The organism is Pectinatus cerevisiiphilus (assembly GCF_004341685.1).
In the GTDB taxonomy this organism is placed as follows: Bacteria; Bacillota; Negativicutes; order Selenomonadales; family Selenomonadaceae; genus Pectinatus; species Pectinatus cerevisiiphilus.
This window is the reverse complement of the sequence record NZ_SMAA01000020.1, coordinates 1-16745: the sequence shown is the minus strand read 5'-3', so window position 1 is coordinate 16745 and position 16745 is coordinate 1. Positions and strand designations below refer to the sequence as shown.

The window sequence follows — 16745 nt, the reverse complement described above, 5'->3', positions numbered from 1 at the left end:
AAGGAGTGACATCTATATGCCATTAATTATAACAGCTTGTGCTGTTGTATTATTAATCATACTTATCTCAAAATTCCGAATGAACACTTTTATATCATTACTAATTATTTCTATTTTCGCTGCCATTTGTTTCGGTATTCCTTTAAACAATATAGCTCAATTACTTGAAGCAGGTATTGGTGGAACGTTAGGACATATTGCATTAATTTTTGGATTAGGTGCTATGTTAGGACGGCTTGTTGCAGATGCTGGTGGAGCACAGCAAATTTCTATGGTTTTAATTGATAAATTTGGAACCACAAAAATCCAATTGGCAGTGTTAATTGCTTCTTTTATTATTGGTATTGCAATGTTCTTTGAAGTAGGATTAGTTCTTTTATTACCAATTATTTTTTCTATTGCCAAAGAAATGAAAATAGCCCCTCTATATCTTGGTATTCCTATGACAGCTTCATTACTATCCGCACATTGTTTTTTACCACCTCATCCAGGACCCACTGTAATTGCTGGAGAATATGGTGCTAACATTGGTACTGTTTTATTATATGGGATCATAGTAGCAATCCCAACAGTTATTATTGCAGGACTACTTTTCCCTAAAATTGTCAAAAGAATTATTCCCAATGCTTTCGAAAGAAATGGAAATATTTCAACGCTAGGCACAACAACTGTATTCAAAAATGAGGAATTACCCTCCTTTAGTATAAGCTTATTCACAGCAATGCTCCCTGTTATTTTAATGATGGGTGGCACAATAAGTACGATTGTTGCCGATTTTATTAATTTTAAAGGAATATATATACTCAATTTGATTGAATTTATTGGAAAGCCATCTATTGCTATGATTATTTCAATTTTAGTAGCCATGTATACAATGGGCATAAAAAGGAATATTTCAGTAAAACATATAATGACTTCTTGTTCAACAGCAGTTGCTGCTATTGCCATGATGTTACTTATTATCGGTGGAGGCGGTGCTTTTAAACAAGTTTTAATTGATGGCGGTGTAGGACAATATATTTCTGTATTATTCGAAGGTTCTTCAGTTTCTCCCATTATTTTAGCATGGTGTGTAGCTGCAATTCTACGAATTTCACTAGGATCTGCAACCGTTGCAGCTATCTCTACATCAGGATTAATTATTCCACTTTTGAGTACATATGATGCAAATTTAGCACTTGTCACATTAGCTACAGGGGCTGGAAGTACTATTGCTTCACATGTAAATGACGCCGCTTTTTGGATGGTTAAAGAATATTTTGGACTAACCATGAAAGAAACTTTTTTTACGTGGACATTAATGTCTACAATACAAGCCATTTGTGGATTGTTATTTATATTATTATTAGAAATTTTTGTATAATAAAAATTTTAGGTATAGATTCATAATATATTATGAATTAAGAAAGGAAAATTAAAATGACAAAAATTAAAGGGATTTACACTCCTGTTATCACAATTATGAAAGATGATGGAACTATCGATATGGAACATATGGAAGAACATATTAATCATTTATGTGATGCTGGTATTAATGGCTTATTATTTGGGGGTAGCTTAGGAGAGTTCTATGCTTGTTCCATAAAGGAAAAAAAAGCGCTTATTGATCTTGCTGTAAAAACAGTACACCACCGTTCTCAAATACTCATCGGTGTTGGTAGTACAATATGGACGGATGTTATAGAATTAGCCACCTATGCTGAAAAGGTTGGAGCTGATATTATCAATATTGTTCCACCTTTCTATTTTGGACCAACAGAAAAAAGCATTATTGATTATTACGGAAAAATAGCACAACAAGTTTCTATTCCAATACAGATATATAACTTCCCGGCTCGCGTTGGCTCAGATATAACATCAGATGCACTTGTTTCATTAGTTAAATCACATCCAAATATTATTGGCATAAAAGACACTGTAGATACAATCAGTCATACGCGTAAATTAATTACTGCTGTCAAATCAGTGCGTCCAGATTTTTCTGTACTATCTGGGTTTGATGAATATTATTTAGACAATCGTCTTGCTGGTGGTGATGGTGTTTTATGCGGTTTAACAAACGTTGTCCCTCAATTATTTGTTAAATATCATGCTGCTTATGAAGCAAATGATTTCAAAGCAACAATGACCTATGGTAAATTAGTATCCCAATTAATGCAAATTTATGATGTGACAGATTTGTTTATTGTAGCAATCAAAGCTGCAGTTAAAATTCGTGGCTTAGATATTTCCACATACACTAGAGCTCCTGGAATTACCATTACAAATGAAGAATATCATAATGTTCAGCATATTTTAAATGAGGTTTTACCAAATGAAATATAATTAGGTTGGTTCATCGTCAATGATTATCTACTATCCTTATTACATCAAACCCTTCTAAATTTAACAATCCATTATATAATTTTATTGAGCATAAAATATTAATCCTCTTTTTGAGTTGTGGGACTTTAATCGCAAAGGATTTTTGGTTTTATGCTCTTTTTTTGTAAAAAAATAATGTTAGAGTAAGCTTGAATTTTTGCTTACCCCAACATTTAGTATAGAACCGTAATTTTGTATTTCCTACAACTTCTGTATTTTATCCAATGTTATGTTCGAAAAATCTTCCGGTTTTTCATAAGCTAAAGTTTTTTCAAAACCAATACCGAGTTTCCCCTGATATGTCGCAAGAACAGCATTATTATCTTTTTTATCATATTTTGCTATAAAAATATTTTCATTTTCCACGCCAACAAGTCTGAACCTTCCTGGCGGTGATATAACTCTCCAACTACCGTTTCCGCCGTCAAACATATAGACCTCTCCTGATTTTAGATTATCATATAAAAAGATATCTTTATCAGCAAATACGGCTATTCTGCCTATCTTTTCAGCTTGTACGGAAATGCGCCGTGTATCATAATTTGCATCTGTACGGTATATACGGAATTTGTCCTCTGCCACTTGCAGCTTCATATAAACGACATTGGTTGCCGTAGAATATGCTACATCAACGACCTTACTATCATTTGGGACATCCTTCAACTCTGTTTCTGTCTTATTATCTGGCATAAGCGGATTATATTGCCTGATATATACTTCATATTCCTTAGTTTTCGGATTTTTCCCGTATAAAGCCAAAATCGCCAAATTACGGTCTGGCATCCATTCAAAAAAAGACGGTTTGTAGCTACCTAAATCAATATTTTGCGGCTCTTTCGACTTATCCTCCATATTATAGATGCTGACCTGATCATTTCCTACCTTTGCCGCAAACTTCTTATCATAAGAATAAAAAACCTGTTCACCTTCAGCAGGTGTTATCGATTGTGGACTATTGTCTTCACTAATATGAAAATTTGCTGTTGTCGTAAGCATTACCTGATCAATATAATAATAGACTCCACATTGAACAAGTAGCACTAAAATAAGCGCCAAGAATATTCTTTTGAAAAAAATCATAAAACTCTCCTATTTTACGATAAATGCTGTTGGTATCATCCGTTCCCCCAGCAAATCTGCCGGTTTATTTACGACCTCACCGTTAAAATATAGGGTTGAACTGGAACCGCCATCCAAATTTGCAGCAGTATAGGCCCCTTCCTCGTACAAGATATCCTGCGCATCACGCAATGTGGCACCGAGAGAATACGACGGTTGTCGACCGTCTATCACCAAGAACAAAATTGTCCCATCCTTGCGCTGGCCGATAGCTGTGCGCGGACCTATTCCCCATCCCCCATCACCATTCGTAATCATTTTTTTACCATTTAATATGAGCGGCGGCCCAAAGGAAATTCCTTCCTGTGCCCCCATTTGTCCTAATTCTTTCTTACTGTACTTGCCGACAAGTAAATTCCCTTCTTGGTTGAAACCGACGAATTCATTAACCTCTTCCGGGAGAGAGGCTTCCCCTAACAAAAAATTCCCATTATGTATAATAAAACCATACGGTTTACGTCCTGTCCCTGTCCCATTGTCATCATAAAACCCACCGGCATTAATTGCCGCTATAGCCTTATTATCAATAGCAATATTGCTTGTTGTTTCCCCTCTTTCGCCAAGCTGTCCCGCAGTTGCCACCTGTACGCGCTTAGGGTCAGCTATTTCCAATATAAAACCTCTATAACGTGACGCCTCAATAGTATGTAATTTTATCGATCCATCTGCATTCCCCGTAAGCTTGAGCAGTTCCTGCTTCTGTGAGGTTTCATTTTTTCCTACTATTCTATCAAGCTCGTCCTGTGAAAACAGCCATGTTATATACTGTGGATGTTTACTTTGTAAGATAGCACCGACAACTGTACGCTTTAAATTCGCGAATGGGCCAAACAAAACCAGTACAGGCGCCGTAAGGATAAATAAAATAAACATTACTGCAAAAAATTTTACAATTTCTTTAAAAATTTTTCTCCTCATTTATTACCTCAATAAATCGTATTTATTTACAAACAAAACAGAGCAGTAACTGTATTATGAAACTACTGACTGCCTTTTGCATTATAATATTATCGACTATACTTTGCAATACGATTATTGTAAATTATGTTAAATTCATTGCTATAGCCAGCAGCTTTTTATTTTGTAAAAATATCATAAAAACCAAAATCCTTTTTAACGATATGCCCCACCAATATCTCCTGAACAATAAATTCCACAACCTTCATTGCACTGTATTTATGCGCAAGGCAAGCGTTATATATATCTATTGTCTTAGCTATAAGTTCATGATGGTTTTCCCTATGTTCTTCATAATTTGCATATTTAAAACGTTGGATAATATGCTCTTCCGTATCAAAATGTCCAGGCATATTTTTGATAATTCTGGCAAGCGTAGTAAAAACAATCCTATCATTACCATTATTTACATAATTGGCGATAATTTGATTAGTATCTTGTACCAACTTACGGTGATCCTTGTCAATTTCTTCATTACCGCTTGCCCAAAACGGACTCCATTCAATTTGAATAGGTACTCCGTTTTCCATTACCTTTACTTTTTCTTCACAAACAATTTTATTCTTTCCCGTAATCTTAGCCAGATAAAGGGAATTATCCAGCCTTCTCAATAAGCTTTCCTTCGTATCATCAGCACGCCAGCAGGCAACACCGAAGCTTGCCGTCAAACCAGTCGCACTTTTAAAAATATGTGCGTTCACATCACTGCGCATTTTTTCAGCAACAGCCATTACCTTTGCCAAATCACCAGTTTTTAAAATAGTAATAAATTCTTCGCCGCCCCAGCGGCAGACAACCTCATCTGCTGTTATATTATTTTGCAGGATAGCCGTAAATTCTTTCAGTACATGATCGCCTTCAAGATGCCCATACTCATCATTGATATTTTTAAAATCATCTATATCCGTCATTATCAATGCAAAAGGACTACCTTCCTGCTTTGCTGCGAGGAAGTTTTCCTTATAGCGCTTCGTAAAATATGTCCTGTTATATATATTAGTAAGATTATCTTTTTCTGCAAGTTTTAAAAGCTCATTATTTTTCAAAATAAGCTCTTTTTTCATTTTATGGTGATTAATACATGAGTTGATCCTGAGCATAAACAATTTACAATCTATTGGCTTCATAATGAAGTCATCCGCCCCTAAACTGAGACAATGCGCTATTATCTGTTTGTTATCGTGCGCTGTCATCAATATAATGATTGCCTCACTGTTCAACTGCCTTATATAATTAACCAGCACTTCACCACAATAACCTGGCATTCCCAAATTAACAAGATATAAATCATACTGCTTTTTTTCTTCTACAAACTTCGCCGCATCCTGATAATAATCCACCTTTTGTATATCTGCGGCCGCAAAAATTTGCTTGATCACATCCAAATTAAACCTACTGTCATCGAGAACGGCAATGCGCATAGCTTCTAAAAAGGCTGTGTTTTCCGCTTCCGCCTTAATTGTCTGCAAATACTTTGCAAACCGTTTTTCATCAAAATCAGCTTTCGTAAAATGAGCCATAATACCAAGCTGTGAATAATATTTTTCCTTTTCAAAATCATGCTGTGCAGAAACAACAATAATAGAAGGTACGTCTAAATTTTTAGCTTTTATTTTAGCAAGCAGTTCCCGCACTGGTAACGACGGCGCAAATTGATCTAGGACAATCAGTTTATACTCAGTTTCAGCAAACACTTCATCGAAAACCTCGTCTGTTTCTCGACCAAAGCAAAGCTGTACATAAGAAAAACCATTTGCTTCGACAAGTTTCTGTATTTTTTGCGCAAAACTTTTATCGCTTACAATGTGCAGTACACGCATTTTTTCCATTTAATGCCTCTCCTGGAATTTATTTACAGTGCTCAAGCATTTTGCCTTTATAACCAAAAGCTCTGTCCTATACCGGAAAAATTTCCAGCGCAGAGCCACCGGCTGTTCCCAAATTACATTTTCAATGATATGATTATTACTGTAAGGATAATTATATTTATCCGTATTAAGAAAGTCAACAAACTTCCTAATAGATCACATTGCTGCTGTCGTAGAAAAATTTATTTATAGCAGGTAATTTTATCATTTCACAGAATACATTTATTCAGCCGATAATTTTTACATCTAAACAGAAATCTATTTGCCCAGAAGCATTACAGCAGTTGCGTTTATTATATAGCAGTACCCATAACAGCTGAGCTAAAATAACATCTAACATACCTATACATTAAATTAAAGGAAGTGCTTCGACGTTGTTAATCGGCAACAAAAATTTTCTCACTGAAAATAAAACTTACATTATGGGGATACTCAACGTAACCCCCGATTCATTTTCTGACGGTGGCAAATTCAACAGCATCAACAAAGCTCTCGTCCACACGGCAGAAATGATCACGGACGGTGCCGACATAATCGACATAGGCGGTGAATCCACCAGACCCGGCCACATCCAAATAAGCGAGGAAGAAGAAATCAACCGTGTCTGTCCCATAATTGAAAAAATAAAAAAGGACTTTGCCGTTCCCGTATCCATTGATACTTATAAAGCCGCAGTAGCCAAAGCTGCCATAGCTGCTGGTGCCGACATGGTAAATGATGTCTGGGGATTAAAATACGATAAAAAAATGGCGGCTGTTATTGCTGCAAACGACCTGCCTTGCTGCCTAATGCATAACCGTCATGATAAAAATTATAAAAACTATTTGCAAGATGTGCTTACTGATTTGCGCCAGACTCTGCAAATTGCTGATAATGCCGGTATTGACCGCGCTAAAATCATCCTTGATCCAGGTATCGGTTTTGCCAAAAACTATGCGGATAATTTATTTCTACTCAAACACATGGCTATCCTGCATGAACTCAAGCTACCTTTACTGCTTGGCACGTCGCGTAAATCCGTTATCGGTCTTACTCTTGACCTGCCTACTGAACAGCGTCTTGAAGGAACACTTGTGACTACGGTGATGGCAGTACTCAATAATTATATGTTCGTACGTGTGCATGATGTAAAAGCCAATTACCGCGCTGTAAAAATGGCCGAAACCATTCTCACTTCACATCTGTAATAAATTATAAAGGAAAGAAAAATGGATACTATAACAATAAAGGATCTCAGCGTATACGCTTATCATGGACTTTCACCTGAAGAGGGAGTCCTTGGCCAAAACTTTTTCATATCCGCTGAGCTCTCCCTTGACCTGCATGCTGCCGGTATGGGGGATAATATTACAAAGACAATCAATTACGCCGCTATTTGCCACTTTATAAATGAATATACAAGGACACATCCCGTAAAACTCATTGAAGCTGCCGCTGAACAGCTTGCCGAACAAATCCTGATCGAATTTGCGCCACTGAAAAAAATATCCCTGACCATAAAAAAACCCAGTGCACCAATAGGATTACCCCTGCAATATGTGTCAGTCACCATTACCCGCAGCTGGCATGAAGCTTTTGTCGCTTTTGGTTCTAATCTTGGTGACCGGAAAAAATATATAAACACTGCGCTTGACACCCTCCGCCAGACGGAAGGAATCCAACTAGACTCTGTTTCCTCTTTTTACTCGTCCACCCCTTACGGTGGTGTTGAGCAGGATGACTTTCTCAACGGAGCAGTATTGCTACACACATTGTTTACCCCGCTAGAGCTGCTTTCCCTGCTGCAAAAAATCGAACAAGCCGCCCAAAGAAAACACACTGTCCATTGGGGGCCGCGCACATTAGACCTTGATATATTATTTTACGATAACGAAATAATCCGCACTGCCACACTTATTGTTCCTCATCCTGACATGATAAACCGTGATTTCGTACTAAAACCCATGGTGGAACTGGCTCCCTATAAGCTGCATCCCCTTCTGCAAAAATCCATGCAGGAATTATATGCTGCTCTTCCGCCTGATCAATTACATCTATATAAAGAAGGTAAACCATTATGAATTCAACTGTCTTTCTGCCAAACTATACAGTTGGCGCCGATGCCTATAAACAAATTCCGTTAGTTTGCTCCAGCGCTGGCAAAACCATTGTCGTCATCGGCGGTGAAACTGCTATCGCCAAAGCGAAAGAAAAACTTCTTGCAGTCTTAAAGTCTTCTCCTTTAAAAATAACAGACTTTATCTGGTACGGTGGCAACGCCACCCACAAAAATATTACCACTCTGCTGTCCAAAGACGCAGTAAAGGCAGCCGACATGATATTTGCTGTTGGTGGTGGCAGAGCTGTCGATACAGCAAAAGCGACAGCGGATAAACTCGGCAAACCTGTTTTTACCTTTCCGACCATTGCTTCCAACTGTGCGGCCGTCACTTCATTATGCATATTATATAATGAAGACGGTTCTTTTGGTGAATTTTACTTTGGCAAGCATCCTGCCCTGCATGCCTTTATTGATACGGAAATAATAGCAGCAGCCCCGCTAGTATACTTTCGGGCAGGCATTGGCGATGCCCTATCCAAGCAATATGAAGCCGGTTTCAATTCCCGCGGTGACACCACCGACCACAAAAACGCCCTTGGTCTGCAAATCAGCCGAAACTGTTCTTCCCAATTATTGAAATACGGCCAGCAGGCGCTCAGTGACGCTTCCCACAATGCCCATACAGATGCCTTTGAACAAACTGTGCTGACTATCATCATCAACACAGGCTTAGTATCAATTCTGGTAAATAACTGCTACAACAGCAGTATGGCACATGCCGTCTATATTTCCCGCACCCAGTTGCCCGGCTGTGAAAAGCATATGCACGGTGAAATAGTGTCTTACGGCGTATTGTTTTTGCTCACACTTGACGCGCAGTTACAGGAACGTAACAAAGTATACAATTTCAACAAACAGGTTGGCCTGCCCCTCTGTCTTGCTGACATAACAGTATCCCAACCAATGCTTACCAAATTCATTGCTGGCATAGCCGCGGATAAATACATAACCTACGCGCCTTACCAAATAACCGAAGCAAAAATAAAAAGAGCAATTGACGAATTGGAACAATACCACCGCAATCAATCATAAACACAGTTTCTAAGTATTTTCTGCACACGAAAAGGCTAAGGACACAGGTCATCCTTAGCCTTTATAAATAAGAAACCATTACTTACCTTAGCCGCGGCCTTTAAACAGCCGCGCTAATTTAAATACATATTTACTTAATCAATCTCAAAAACAACGGAAAGTTTTGCTGATACATCCAATTTCTTTGCAGTTACCGGTGTCGGTGCTGCCATTTCAACATTCATGCTCTTCATTGTAATATCACTTGAAGCGCGATAATTTTCTATATATACATTGCCTTCAGTAACGCTAACTACGTTAACGATATTCTTCCCAAGTTCACTGGCAATAACCTTTGCTTTTCCCTTGGCATCAAGAATAGCCGATTTCAAGGCAGATTCTTTATATTTTTGGGCGTCCTTCAACTCAAATGTTACTGAATTGACATTATTGGCTCCATTCTTTATAGCAGTATCTATGATGCCACCAACCTGACTGATATCACTAACCGTTACAGTAATAGTATTATTGGCTCTATACTGGTCTATGACCTGATCATTATCTTTATTATATATTGGATAAAAATCATAGGAAGATGTCTTTACATTTTTTTCTGTTAAACCTATTCCATAAAGGGCATTTTGTACCTTTGTCATCACGGCTGCATTTGACTGTGCTGCTTCCTGCGCCGTTTTACTGGTGGTTTCTATTCCGATTTCAACTGACACCTGATCAGGTGCAACAGCAAAATCAGAATTTCCCTGCACACTTATTGTCCTCGGCTCATTCCGCATAGTTTCGGCACTGACTGCTCCCTGACCAAACGAAAAACAAAATACAAAAACACCCATCAATAAAGCTGCATACAATTTCTTCATAACTGTTCATCTCCTTAAATAAAATATAAATATACCATTACATAATTGTGAAAAAGTTTAAACATTGAAACGGAAATAAGTAACATCGCCGTCCTGCATAATATAATCTTTTCCTTCAAGACGCACTTGCCCTTTTTCCTTGGCTGCATTTGTACTGCCTGCCGCGACCAGATCATCATAAGACACTATTTCAGCCCTGATAAAACCGCGTTCGATATCCGTATGGATTTTTCCCGCTGCCTGTGGCGCTTTTGTACCTTTTGTGATAGTCCACGCCCTGCATTCATCTGGGCCGGCCGTCAGAAAAGTCAAAAGACCTAGCAGTTTAAATGCCGCTTTTATCAGCCTGTCAAGGCCTGATTCTGTCAGCCCCAGTTCCTTTAGGAATTCTTCTGCTTCTTCTTTATCCAGTTCTGCAATTTCTGCTTCCACTTTGGCAGAAATAGTAACGACTTCAGCATTTTCATGTGCTGCATATTCTTTGACCTTCTGCACATAAGGATTTTCCTTATCGGCAGTGGCAGCTTCATCTTCTGCTACATTAGCTATAAATAACGTCGGTTTCATCGTCAGCAGATTCAGTTCCTGTAGCATAACTTCTTCATCATCACTGAGTTCAACACGGCGCGCGGGTTTGCCGTCAGTAAGCACTTCATAAACTTTCTTCAGCATTGCTTCTTCGGCTTTAGCTTCTTTTGCCCCACTCTTAGCGGCCCTTGTAGTTTTTTCAAGGCGCTTTTCCACTGTTTCCATATCGGCAAGACAAAGTTCCGTATTGATTATCTCTATATCACGCAAAGGATCAATAGAACCTTCTACATGTGTTATATTGCTGTCATTGAAACAGCGCACGACATGTGCCACAGCATCAACTTGGCGTATATGCGACAAGAACTTATTACCAAGACCTTCTCCTTGAGCTGCACCCTTTACGAGCCCTGCTATATCAACAAAACGAATAGACGCCGGTGTAGTTTTTTTTGATTCATACATCTTGTGCAGTACTTCGAGCCGTTTATCCGGCACATCGACAATGCCGACATTAGGTTCTATTGTACAAAAAGGATAATTGGCAGCTTCAGCACCTGCCTTCGTGATAGCATTAAACAATGTACTTTTGCCTACATTGGGGAGGCCGACGATTCCAACTTCCAAATTACTCAAAATAATTGCCCCTTCATAACTGTCATTTTTCTTCAGTCGAATTTTTCATTCTATCCTATTATACATTGCTCCTCATAAAATTAAAAGTACTGCCTTACCGCGAACCCGCCGCAAGTTTTACCGCCGCATCGTCTATATTGTTGCCATATTCCGCTTTCCACCATGAAACAGCCCTGATGGCATCAGCATATTGCAAAACAGCTGCCGGATCAGGCGGTGTTTTCCCGTCTATGAATTGTTCCGGCATAAACTGATCATCTTCAGTTTTTCCTATATAACCATCTGTTATGCCAAAAGCGTAATTTGCACCCGTTTTATTACCTAAAGTCAGGCTCTTACCTACAGAATAATAAGTAAAACCTTTTGGTGCTATCAACTCAACCAGTGTAGGGAATACGTCAATCTGACTGCCTACAGCGTCTGAAGGAATAAGGTTTTTGCTAATCCCATTACCGCTAATAATAAACGGAATCCCATAACGTCTATACATAGTAGGTGATTTTTCTACATTATAACGGTCAGCATGGTCTCCTATTACAATAAAGAGACTATCCGGATATTTGGCCTTCATATTATCAATGAAATATTTTAGCATTTTATCTGCATACCAAAAATGGCCAAGTTCTTTTAACAGTTGATCGTCATTTTGGTATTGCGGTGCGAGAGCTCCTTCTACCTGTCCGGCAGGAAAAGCATTTGCCTGTAAATCCACTTCAAAAGGAGAATGGTTTGATACGTTTAAAATAACATTGAAGGAACTTTGCGGGTCAGTATTGGCAAGCACAAAATCATACAAATCTTTATCATCTGCTCCCCAAACACTTCCCTTAGATGTTTCGGTCAGGTTGCTCCTGCCATAGAAACTAGCAAAGCCTTGTGCTTTTGTAAATTTCTCTATGTTTTCCCATGAAGACGGGCCTGCATAATAAAAATTGGACGTATAGCCCAGTTTTTTCATCTGCGGTGCTACAGCGGTAGAATACGGCTGCTTCATTTCATCGACCCTTGTAGTCAGATAAAGATTGGCATCAGCAAGATTTGTCACTATACCCATCAATGCATTCACTGTACTGGAACCATTCGGCAGGAAAGACGGGCAATAAGCTGTATTATCCTGGCTTATGAGATTCTTCATGCCATCGGCTATATGCAGTTGCGCATAATCATCCAAAAGCGGCCAGTTTGCATAGCTTTCGGAAATTATCAAGAATATATGTTCCGGCTTCTTTATTTTTGCACCCTGTGACTGTTTTACCAAATAGTCATCAAGGTTGTTACTATCAATGTTTTTACCACTTAATGCAGTGGCAAACTTCTTCACATCTTCGGCTGTATAACTCAAACCATTACTGCCGGAATTCCGTTGTTCCAAGCGATAAGCACGATAAATTGCCTGTCCGTCATCGAGAATGGACTCATTCAAAAATTCATCTTTCGTTATCGCTGAATTTTCCCAGTCTATCTGAGTCTGCCAGTTCCAGCTGCCACTGAACAAAGAAAACCGTGCCACCACAAAAACCAATACTAAAAGCAGGACTCTGCCCTTTTTACTTTGTAAACGGCAGCATACAGGTAGTATTTTGCCCCAATTTGCTGCTAAAATTTTTTTCCATAAAAAAAACAACGCCGCCGTTAGCAAAATTGCCCCGAGCAATCTAGCCGGCAAAGAAAATTGTTCCACCATCGTCCAAAAAAGGGCTGACCAATCTTCATGCGCTGCGGTAAAAAGCATCTTATTAAAACTACTGTGATAAACACGATAGTAAGGAAATCTGGCCGCAAACAAAACACAGGCAACCAGCAGTTGCAGCAGCACCACCGTATTCATCAACCTATGTCCCCACCGCTTAACAAAGATACTACCCACAAGCAGTGCCACGAGAACGACCAATGTCATCACGCCAACAGTCTGCATACTCATCCGCGTACCTAAAAGCAATGCATTTATTATATCAGCAGTACTGCTTTGTTCCGACATATAATCGCGCATATCGATTATAAAAATTATTCTAAAAATGGATAATATCAACCAGAAAAATATATAACATTTTAAACCTTTTACCCAAAAGGTAAAAAAACTATTCCATTTCGCATCTGTTAATGAAAAATTTTTTAACATAATATTATGTGTCCTTCCTATTTAGTTAGAATCGACATGTGACATATTAACATATCATTTCCTGCTAAGCAAGACACTATTTTAAGCAATTTTCCACCATAACAATTTTCAGTTTTCGGACAGCACCACGTGTAAATTAAAATACCATTATTAGTATAATTCTTGCTAAGCAATGTATTTTTCAATATAATATTCTAAAAGATATCGAAAATAAACTCTTTATGTTAAAATAAACTTAGCATCACTTTATCCTGAAAATATATATTATAGTAAGAGTTAAAATTGTGGAAAGGAAAATACATTCATGGCCTGGCATAGATTTAAAGTAAAAGGCAAGCATTACATGACCAAACGCATGCGGACTCTCGACATTATAGCACGCTCGGATGTAGCCGCAAAGCAAAAGGCCATTACACAAAAACTCCTGCCACCTTTCATATGTGAAGAAATAGATTTTAAACCGCCCTCTAAAAAACTACTTGAACAGGCTGCGTCTGCCGGTATTACCATTCCTGTCAAGGCAAGCAGTGATGACGTAATCAGCCTGCTTGAACGAAAAGATGATATTGCGCCACCTGCCGGGCTTATCGCTTTTGCCGAAAGATGGGATATTTACTTTTCCCAATATATTGGAAACAAAGCACTCTTTAACATCACTTTCAAAAACTTACCACCAGAAAGCAAATCAGCTTTTTTTGTCTTTTCTGTATACAGATTTTTGTCCGGTGATAAAAAAACGAACCTAGATACCCATCCTTACAAAGATATTTTCTATAAATTTGCTGCTATTGCCGCTAATGATGCCCGCCTTTTCCGCTCAATCAACAACTATAAAGGAGAGCATCTCTGTACCTTTGGCTCAACTGAAGGATTGCCTGCCGGATACAAGGCTGGTGGAACTCGCACCATTGCCTATAAAGCAGCGACAGCTTTTATCGAAGACTATTTTGATGCCAACTATCAACCGCGTGCCTTAAAGGATGACGGATTATCCGCCCCTGCTAAGCCTGCCCCTGTCCAAGCCGCAGCTCCCGCAGCAGCTCCTGTTGCAACAGCTAAAAATAAAGACGCTGCCAACCCAACTGCCAAAAATACAAAACCGGCTCCTGCTGTCTTTATCATCTCTAAAAATGATAGATTCGTCCCCAGCAAAGCTATTGAATTAAAAAATAAAATAGTAAAAATACCCGATTTAGAAAATAAAGCTACAGCTGATCTGCCCATATATTCACCCAAAAATGAATTACCAAATATCATTGTAGAGCATGACAGAAAAAAACTTGCTGACAAATCCGGCTGCTTAGGCATATTTGCCGTCTTGATTTTGCTCATCCTTATTATGATGTCCCTGTTATTTTAAAATTATTTAGCCTGAGGTGAACGTATTTTGAAAAATTCATTCTTATGCCTTTTATTTTCCCTGTTTATATTTATGACCTTTTCGCCATCCCTGCTCCATGCCCAAGCAACCCAAACAACACAAAAAAGCACAGGAGGAACCACCTGGACATGGATAGCCTCTGATGAAAGATACGGTAAATTTTATACACCGGAAAGAGTACGCGTAACTACCAGGGACAGCAATGGTACTCCCACCTGCATTGAAGCTTGGATAAAAACAGCTTATACACCTGCGGGAGCAGCCGAAACCGTTCCGGCAATGAATCTTACCAAAGAAATCCCCAACCCGGCAGTATTAAGCTACAGTTTGGCTTTTATTGAAATAAATCCACAGGGACGCACACTCGATTACAAAGAAGAAATTTTTTACGATAAAAACGGCAATGTCCTTGTCTCGCATAAATATGCCCAACCGCGTTTAAAAGAAATCAATTCACAATCCTTTGACGAAAATTTCTATGATGCTATTGTCGATCAGGTGTTTGGTAAAGGGGAAACCGCACGCACCAAAGCTAATGACCGCTGGATTACACTTTGGCGGCAGATAAATGCTGGCATGGCTTCTTCATCCACAGCTGACACGACCACAATACGCAAACGCGGCGACGATGTCTTCGTCTGGATCTGGCAAGAAACGCGCAATAACAGCACAAGCGCCGTGACCCAAATCAACTTTTATAAGAAAGTGTTCAACCTTGCGACGTATAGTTATAAATTAACTTCATATTCCAGCTGGACGGCTGCCGATAAATGGCAAGACCAAAACGCGACTTTAACAGGGCAATATATTTCTATTGTTCCTGACAGCAAGGAAGATATGGAATTCCGCATAATAAAACAATACGTAGCTGACCATCCTGACTGGGTCAACCGTTATCAACCTGTCGAAACAAAACCAGCAGCCCCGGCTAATACTAATGCCCAGTCTGCTGCTGTCCCACCAGTTCCCGCATCGTCTGATACACTATAACACGCGATGCTTTCCAACTAATTAAACAGCGTTATGCTTGAAGGAAGGACAGAAAAATTTCTGTCCTTTTCCTTTTGCAATAAATTACCTCCATTCGCCTAATGCTTTCTCTTCCTGCCTTTGTTTAAAATAAAAACGATAAAAATATAGCATCAGCCAAAAGATATGTTTTCCGAAAAAAATCATTTTAACCTAACCCGCAAGAAGTCCGCTACCTCTTAGGTGGGGGATGAAGGTGGGTGTGGCGAATTTACGCAAGTAATTGAGTCACACGATTGCTTTTTGTCTTATTTTGTAGTATGATCAGTCGTAAAAGACAAAGGATTGATTATACAGTGGAATTAGATAATAATAACCATTCGGTATTCTTGTTCTATTACCATCTTGTCTTGGTGGTAAAATACCGCCGCAGGGTATTCTCTGACCAAATGAGCCAATATGCTAAAGATATATTTGTTCGCATAGGCTCGTCATACAAAATCACACTAGAAGAGTGGAACCACGACCAAGACCATATACATATTATGTTCCGTGCTCACCCTAATACGGAGATCTCGAAATTCATCAATGCTTACAAAAGTGCCAGTTCAAGGCTAATCAAAAAGGATTTTCCAGAGGTTAGGCATAAGCTGTGGAAAGAGATGTTTTGGTCAAGAAGCTATTGTTTGCTGACAACAGGCGGTGCTCCTATCGAGATAATTCGGAAATACATAGAAAATCAAGGCAGGTGATTATTGTGAATAAGGCATACCGATACAGACTTTATCCAACCACTGAACAAAAAATAATGTTT

Annotated in this window: 15 protein-coding genes; 9 read left to right on the top strand and 6 right to left on the bottom strand. The window is 38.8% G+C overall.

Going from position 1 to position 16745, the window contains the following annotated elements; genetic code table 11:
• The first annotated feature begins 16 nt into the window (after nt 1–16).
• Entirely contained in the window at nt 17–1363 is a 1347-nt protein-coding gene (locus tag EDC37_RS10835; RefSeq protein WP_132551225.1) for a gluconate:H+ symporter, read from the top strand.
• Nucleotides 1364–1419: 56 nt separating this feature from the next.
• Nucleotides 1420–2325, top strand: a complete 906-nt coding sequence (locus EDC37_RS10830) for a dihydrodipicolinate synthase family protein (protein ID WP_132551223.1) — start codon at nt 1420–1422, stop codon at nt 2323–2325.
• A gap of 240 nt (nt 2326–2565) precedes the next feature.
• Here EDC37_RS10830 and EDC37_RS10825 read toward each other — a convergent pair whose 3' ends face one another.
• From EDC37_RS10825 to EDC37_RS10815, 3 genes are all read right to left on the bottom strand, one after another.
• The gene (locus EDC37_RS10825) at nt 2566–3444 is read right to left on the bottom strand and encodes a hypothetical protein (protein ID WP_132551221.1); all 879 of its coding nucleotides are present in this window, start codon (nt 3442–3444) and stop codon (nt 2566–2568) included.
• Between the two features lie 9 nt (nt 3445–3453).
• A complete protein-coding gene (locus tag EDC37_RS10820) occupies nt 3454–4401 on the bottom strand; it encodes a phosphodiester glycosidase family protein (protein WP_132551219.1) in 948 nt (315 codons plus the stop codon).
• Nucleotides 4402–4559: 158 nt separating this feature from the next.
• Nucleotides 4560–6269 carry a diguanylate cyclase gene (locus tag EDC37_RS10815; RefSeq protein ID WP_132551217.1) on the bottom strand — a complete coding sequence of 570 codons (1710 nt, stop codon included), beginning with the start codon at nt 6267–6269 and terminating at the stop codon, nt 4560–4562.
• Nucleotides 6270–6682: 413 nt separating this feature from the next.
• Here EDC37_RS10815 and folP point away from each other — a divergent pair, with 413 nt between their 5' ends.
• From folP to EDC37_RS10800, 3 genes are read left to right on the top strand one after another with little or no spacing between them, the layout of a single operon-like run.
• Nucleotides 6683–7495 (top strand): dihydropteroate synthase, encoded by an 813-nt coding sequence (gene folP, locus EDC37_RS10810; protein ID WP_132551215.1) that lies wholly within the window; start codon nt 6683–6685, stop codon nt 7493–7495.
• Between the two features lie 21 nt (nt 7496–7516).
• Complete coding sequence (folK, locus tag EDC37_RS10805; protein ID WP_132551213.1) at nt 7517–8368, top strand: 2-amino-4-hydroxy-6-hydroxymethyldihydropteridine diphosphokinase; 852 nt, start codon at nt 7517–7519, stop codon at nt 8366–8368.
• Nucleotides 8365–9441 (top strand): iron-containing alcohol dehydrogenase family protein, encoded by a 1077-nt coding sequence (locus EDC37_RS10800; RefSeq protein ID WP_132551211.1) that lies wholly within the window; start codon nt 8365–8367, stop codon nt 9439–9441. The genes folK and EDC37_RS10800 overlap by 4 nt, the downstream gene beginning before the upstream one ends.
• A 134-nt stretch (nt 9442–9575) precedes the next feature.
• Here EDC37_RS10800 and EDC37_RS10795 read toward each other — a convergent pair whose 3' ends face one another.
• The 3 genes from EDC37_RS10795 to EDC37_RS10785 form a co-directional block, all read right to left on the bottom strand.
• Nucleotides 9576–10298 carry an SIMPL domain-containing protein gene (locus tag EDC37_RS10795; RefSeq protein WP_132551209.1) on the bottom strand — a complete coding sequence of 241 codons (723 nt, stop codon included), beginning with the start codon at nt 10296–10298 and terminating at the stop codon, nt 9576–9578.
• A gap of 57 nt (nt 10299–10355) precedes the next feature.
• On the bottom strand, nt 10356–11462 hold the full coding sequence (ychF, locus tag EDC37_RS10790; RefSeq protein WP_132551207.1) for a redox-regulated ATPase YchF: 1107 nt from the start codon (nt 11460–11462) through the stop codon (nt 10356–10358).
• 94 nt (nt 11463–11556) lie between these two features.
• On the bottom strand, nt 11557–13581 hold the full coding sequence (locus tag EDC37_RS10785) for an LTA synthase family protein (protein WP_132551205.1): 2025 nt from the start codon (nt 13579–13581) through the stop codon (nt 11557–11559).
• A 304-nt stretch (nt 13582–13885) separates the two neighbouring features.
• Between EDC37_RS10785 and EDC37_RS10780 the strand changes: the two genes are divergently transcribed.
• The 4 genes from EDC37_RS10780 to EDC37_RS12700 form a co-directional block, all read left to right on the top strand.
• Complete coding sequence (locus tag EDC37_RS10780) at nt 13886–14941, top strand: hypothetical protein (RefSeq protein WP_132551203.1); 1056 nt, start codon at nt 13886–13888, stop codon at nt 14939–14941.
• Nucleotides 14942–14968: 27 nt separating this feature from the next.
• Nucleotides 14969–15952: a hypothetical protein gene (locus EDC37_RS10775; RefSeq protein ID WP_132551201.1), complete on the top strand. Its 984-nt coding sequence runs from the start codon at nt 14969–14971 to the stop codon at nt 15950–15952.
• Between the two features lie 335 nt (nt 15953–16287).
• Nucleotides 16288–16683 carry an IS200/IS605 family transposase gene (tnpA, locus tag EDC37_RS10770; protein WP_132551266.1) on the top strand — a complete coding sequence of 132 codons (396 nt, stop codon included), beginning with the start codon at nt 16288–16290 and terminating at the stop codon, nt 16681–16683.
• On the top strand, nt 16680–16745 hold a 66-nt coding region (locus EDC37_RS12700; RefSeq protein WP_424449997.1), incomplete at its 3' end, for a helix-turn-helix domain-containing protein. The genes tnpA and EDC37_RS12700, both read left to right, overlap by 4 nt.

Bases quoted from the DNA above. Each gene is read 5' to 3' on its own strand.
- EDC37_RS10835 (WP_132551225.1), top strand. From the start codon at position 17: ATGCCATTAATTATAACAGCTTGTGCTGTTGTATTATTAATCATACTT.
- EDC37_RS10830 (WP_132551223.1), top strand. From the start codon at position 1,420: ATGACAAAAATTAAAGGGATTTACACTCCTGTTATCACAATTATGAAA.
- EDC37_RS10825 (WP_132551221.1), bottom strand. From the start codon at position 3,444: ATGATTTTTTTCAAAAGAATATTCTTGGCGCTTATTTTAGTGCTACTT.
- EDC37_RS10820 (WP_132551219.1), bottom strand. From the start codon at position 4,401: ATGAGGAGAAAAATTTTTAAAGAAATTGTAAAATTTTTTGCAGTAATG.
- EDC37_RS10815 (WP_132551217.1), bottom strand. From the start codon at position 6,269: ATGGAAAAAATGCGTGTACTGCACATTGTAAGCGATAAAAGTTTTGCG.
- folK (WP_132551213.1), top strand. From the start codon at position 7,517: ATGGATACTATAACAATAAAGGATCTCAGCGTATACGCTTATCATGGA.
- EDC37_RS10800 (WP_132551211.1), top strand. From the start codon at position 8,365: ATGAATTCAACTGTCTTTCTGCCAAACTATACAGTTGGCGCCGATGCC.
- EDC37_RS10795 (WP_132551209.1), bottom strand. From the start codon at position 10,298: ATGAAGAAATTGTATGCAGCTTTATTGATGGGTGTTTTTGTATTTTGT.
- EDC37_RS10785 (WP_132551205.1), bottom strand. From the start codon at position 13,581: ATGTTAAAAAATTTTTCATTAACAGATGCGAAATGGAATAGTTTTTTT.
- EDC37_RS10780 (WP_132551203.1), top strand. From the start codon at position 13,886: ATGGCCTGGCATAGATTTAAAGTAAAAGGCAAGCATTACATGACCAAA.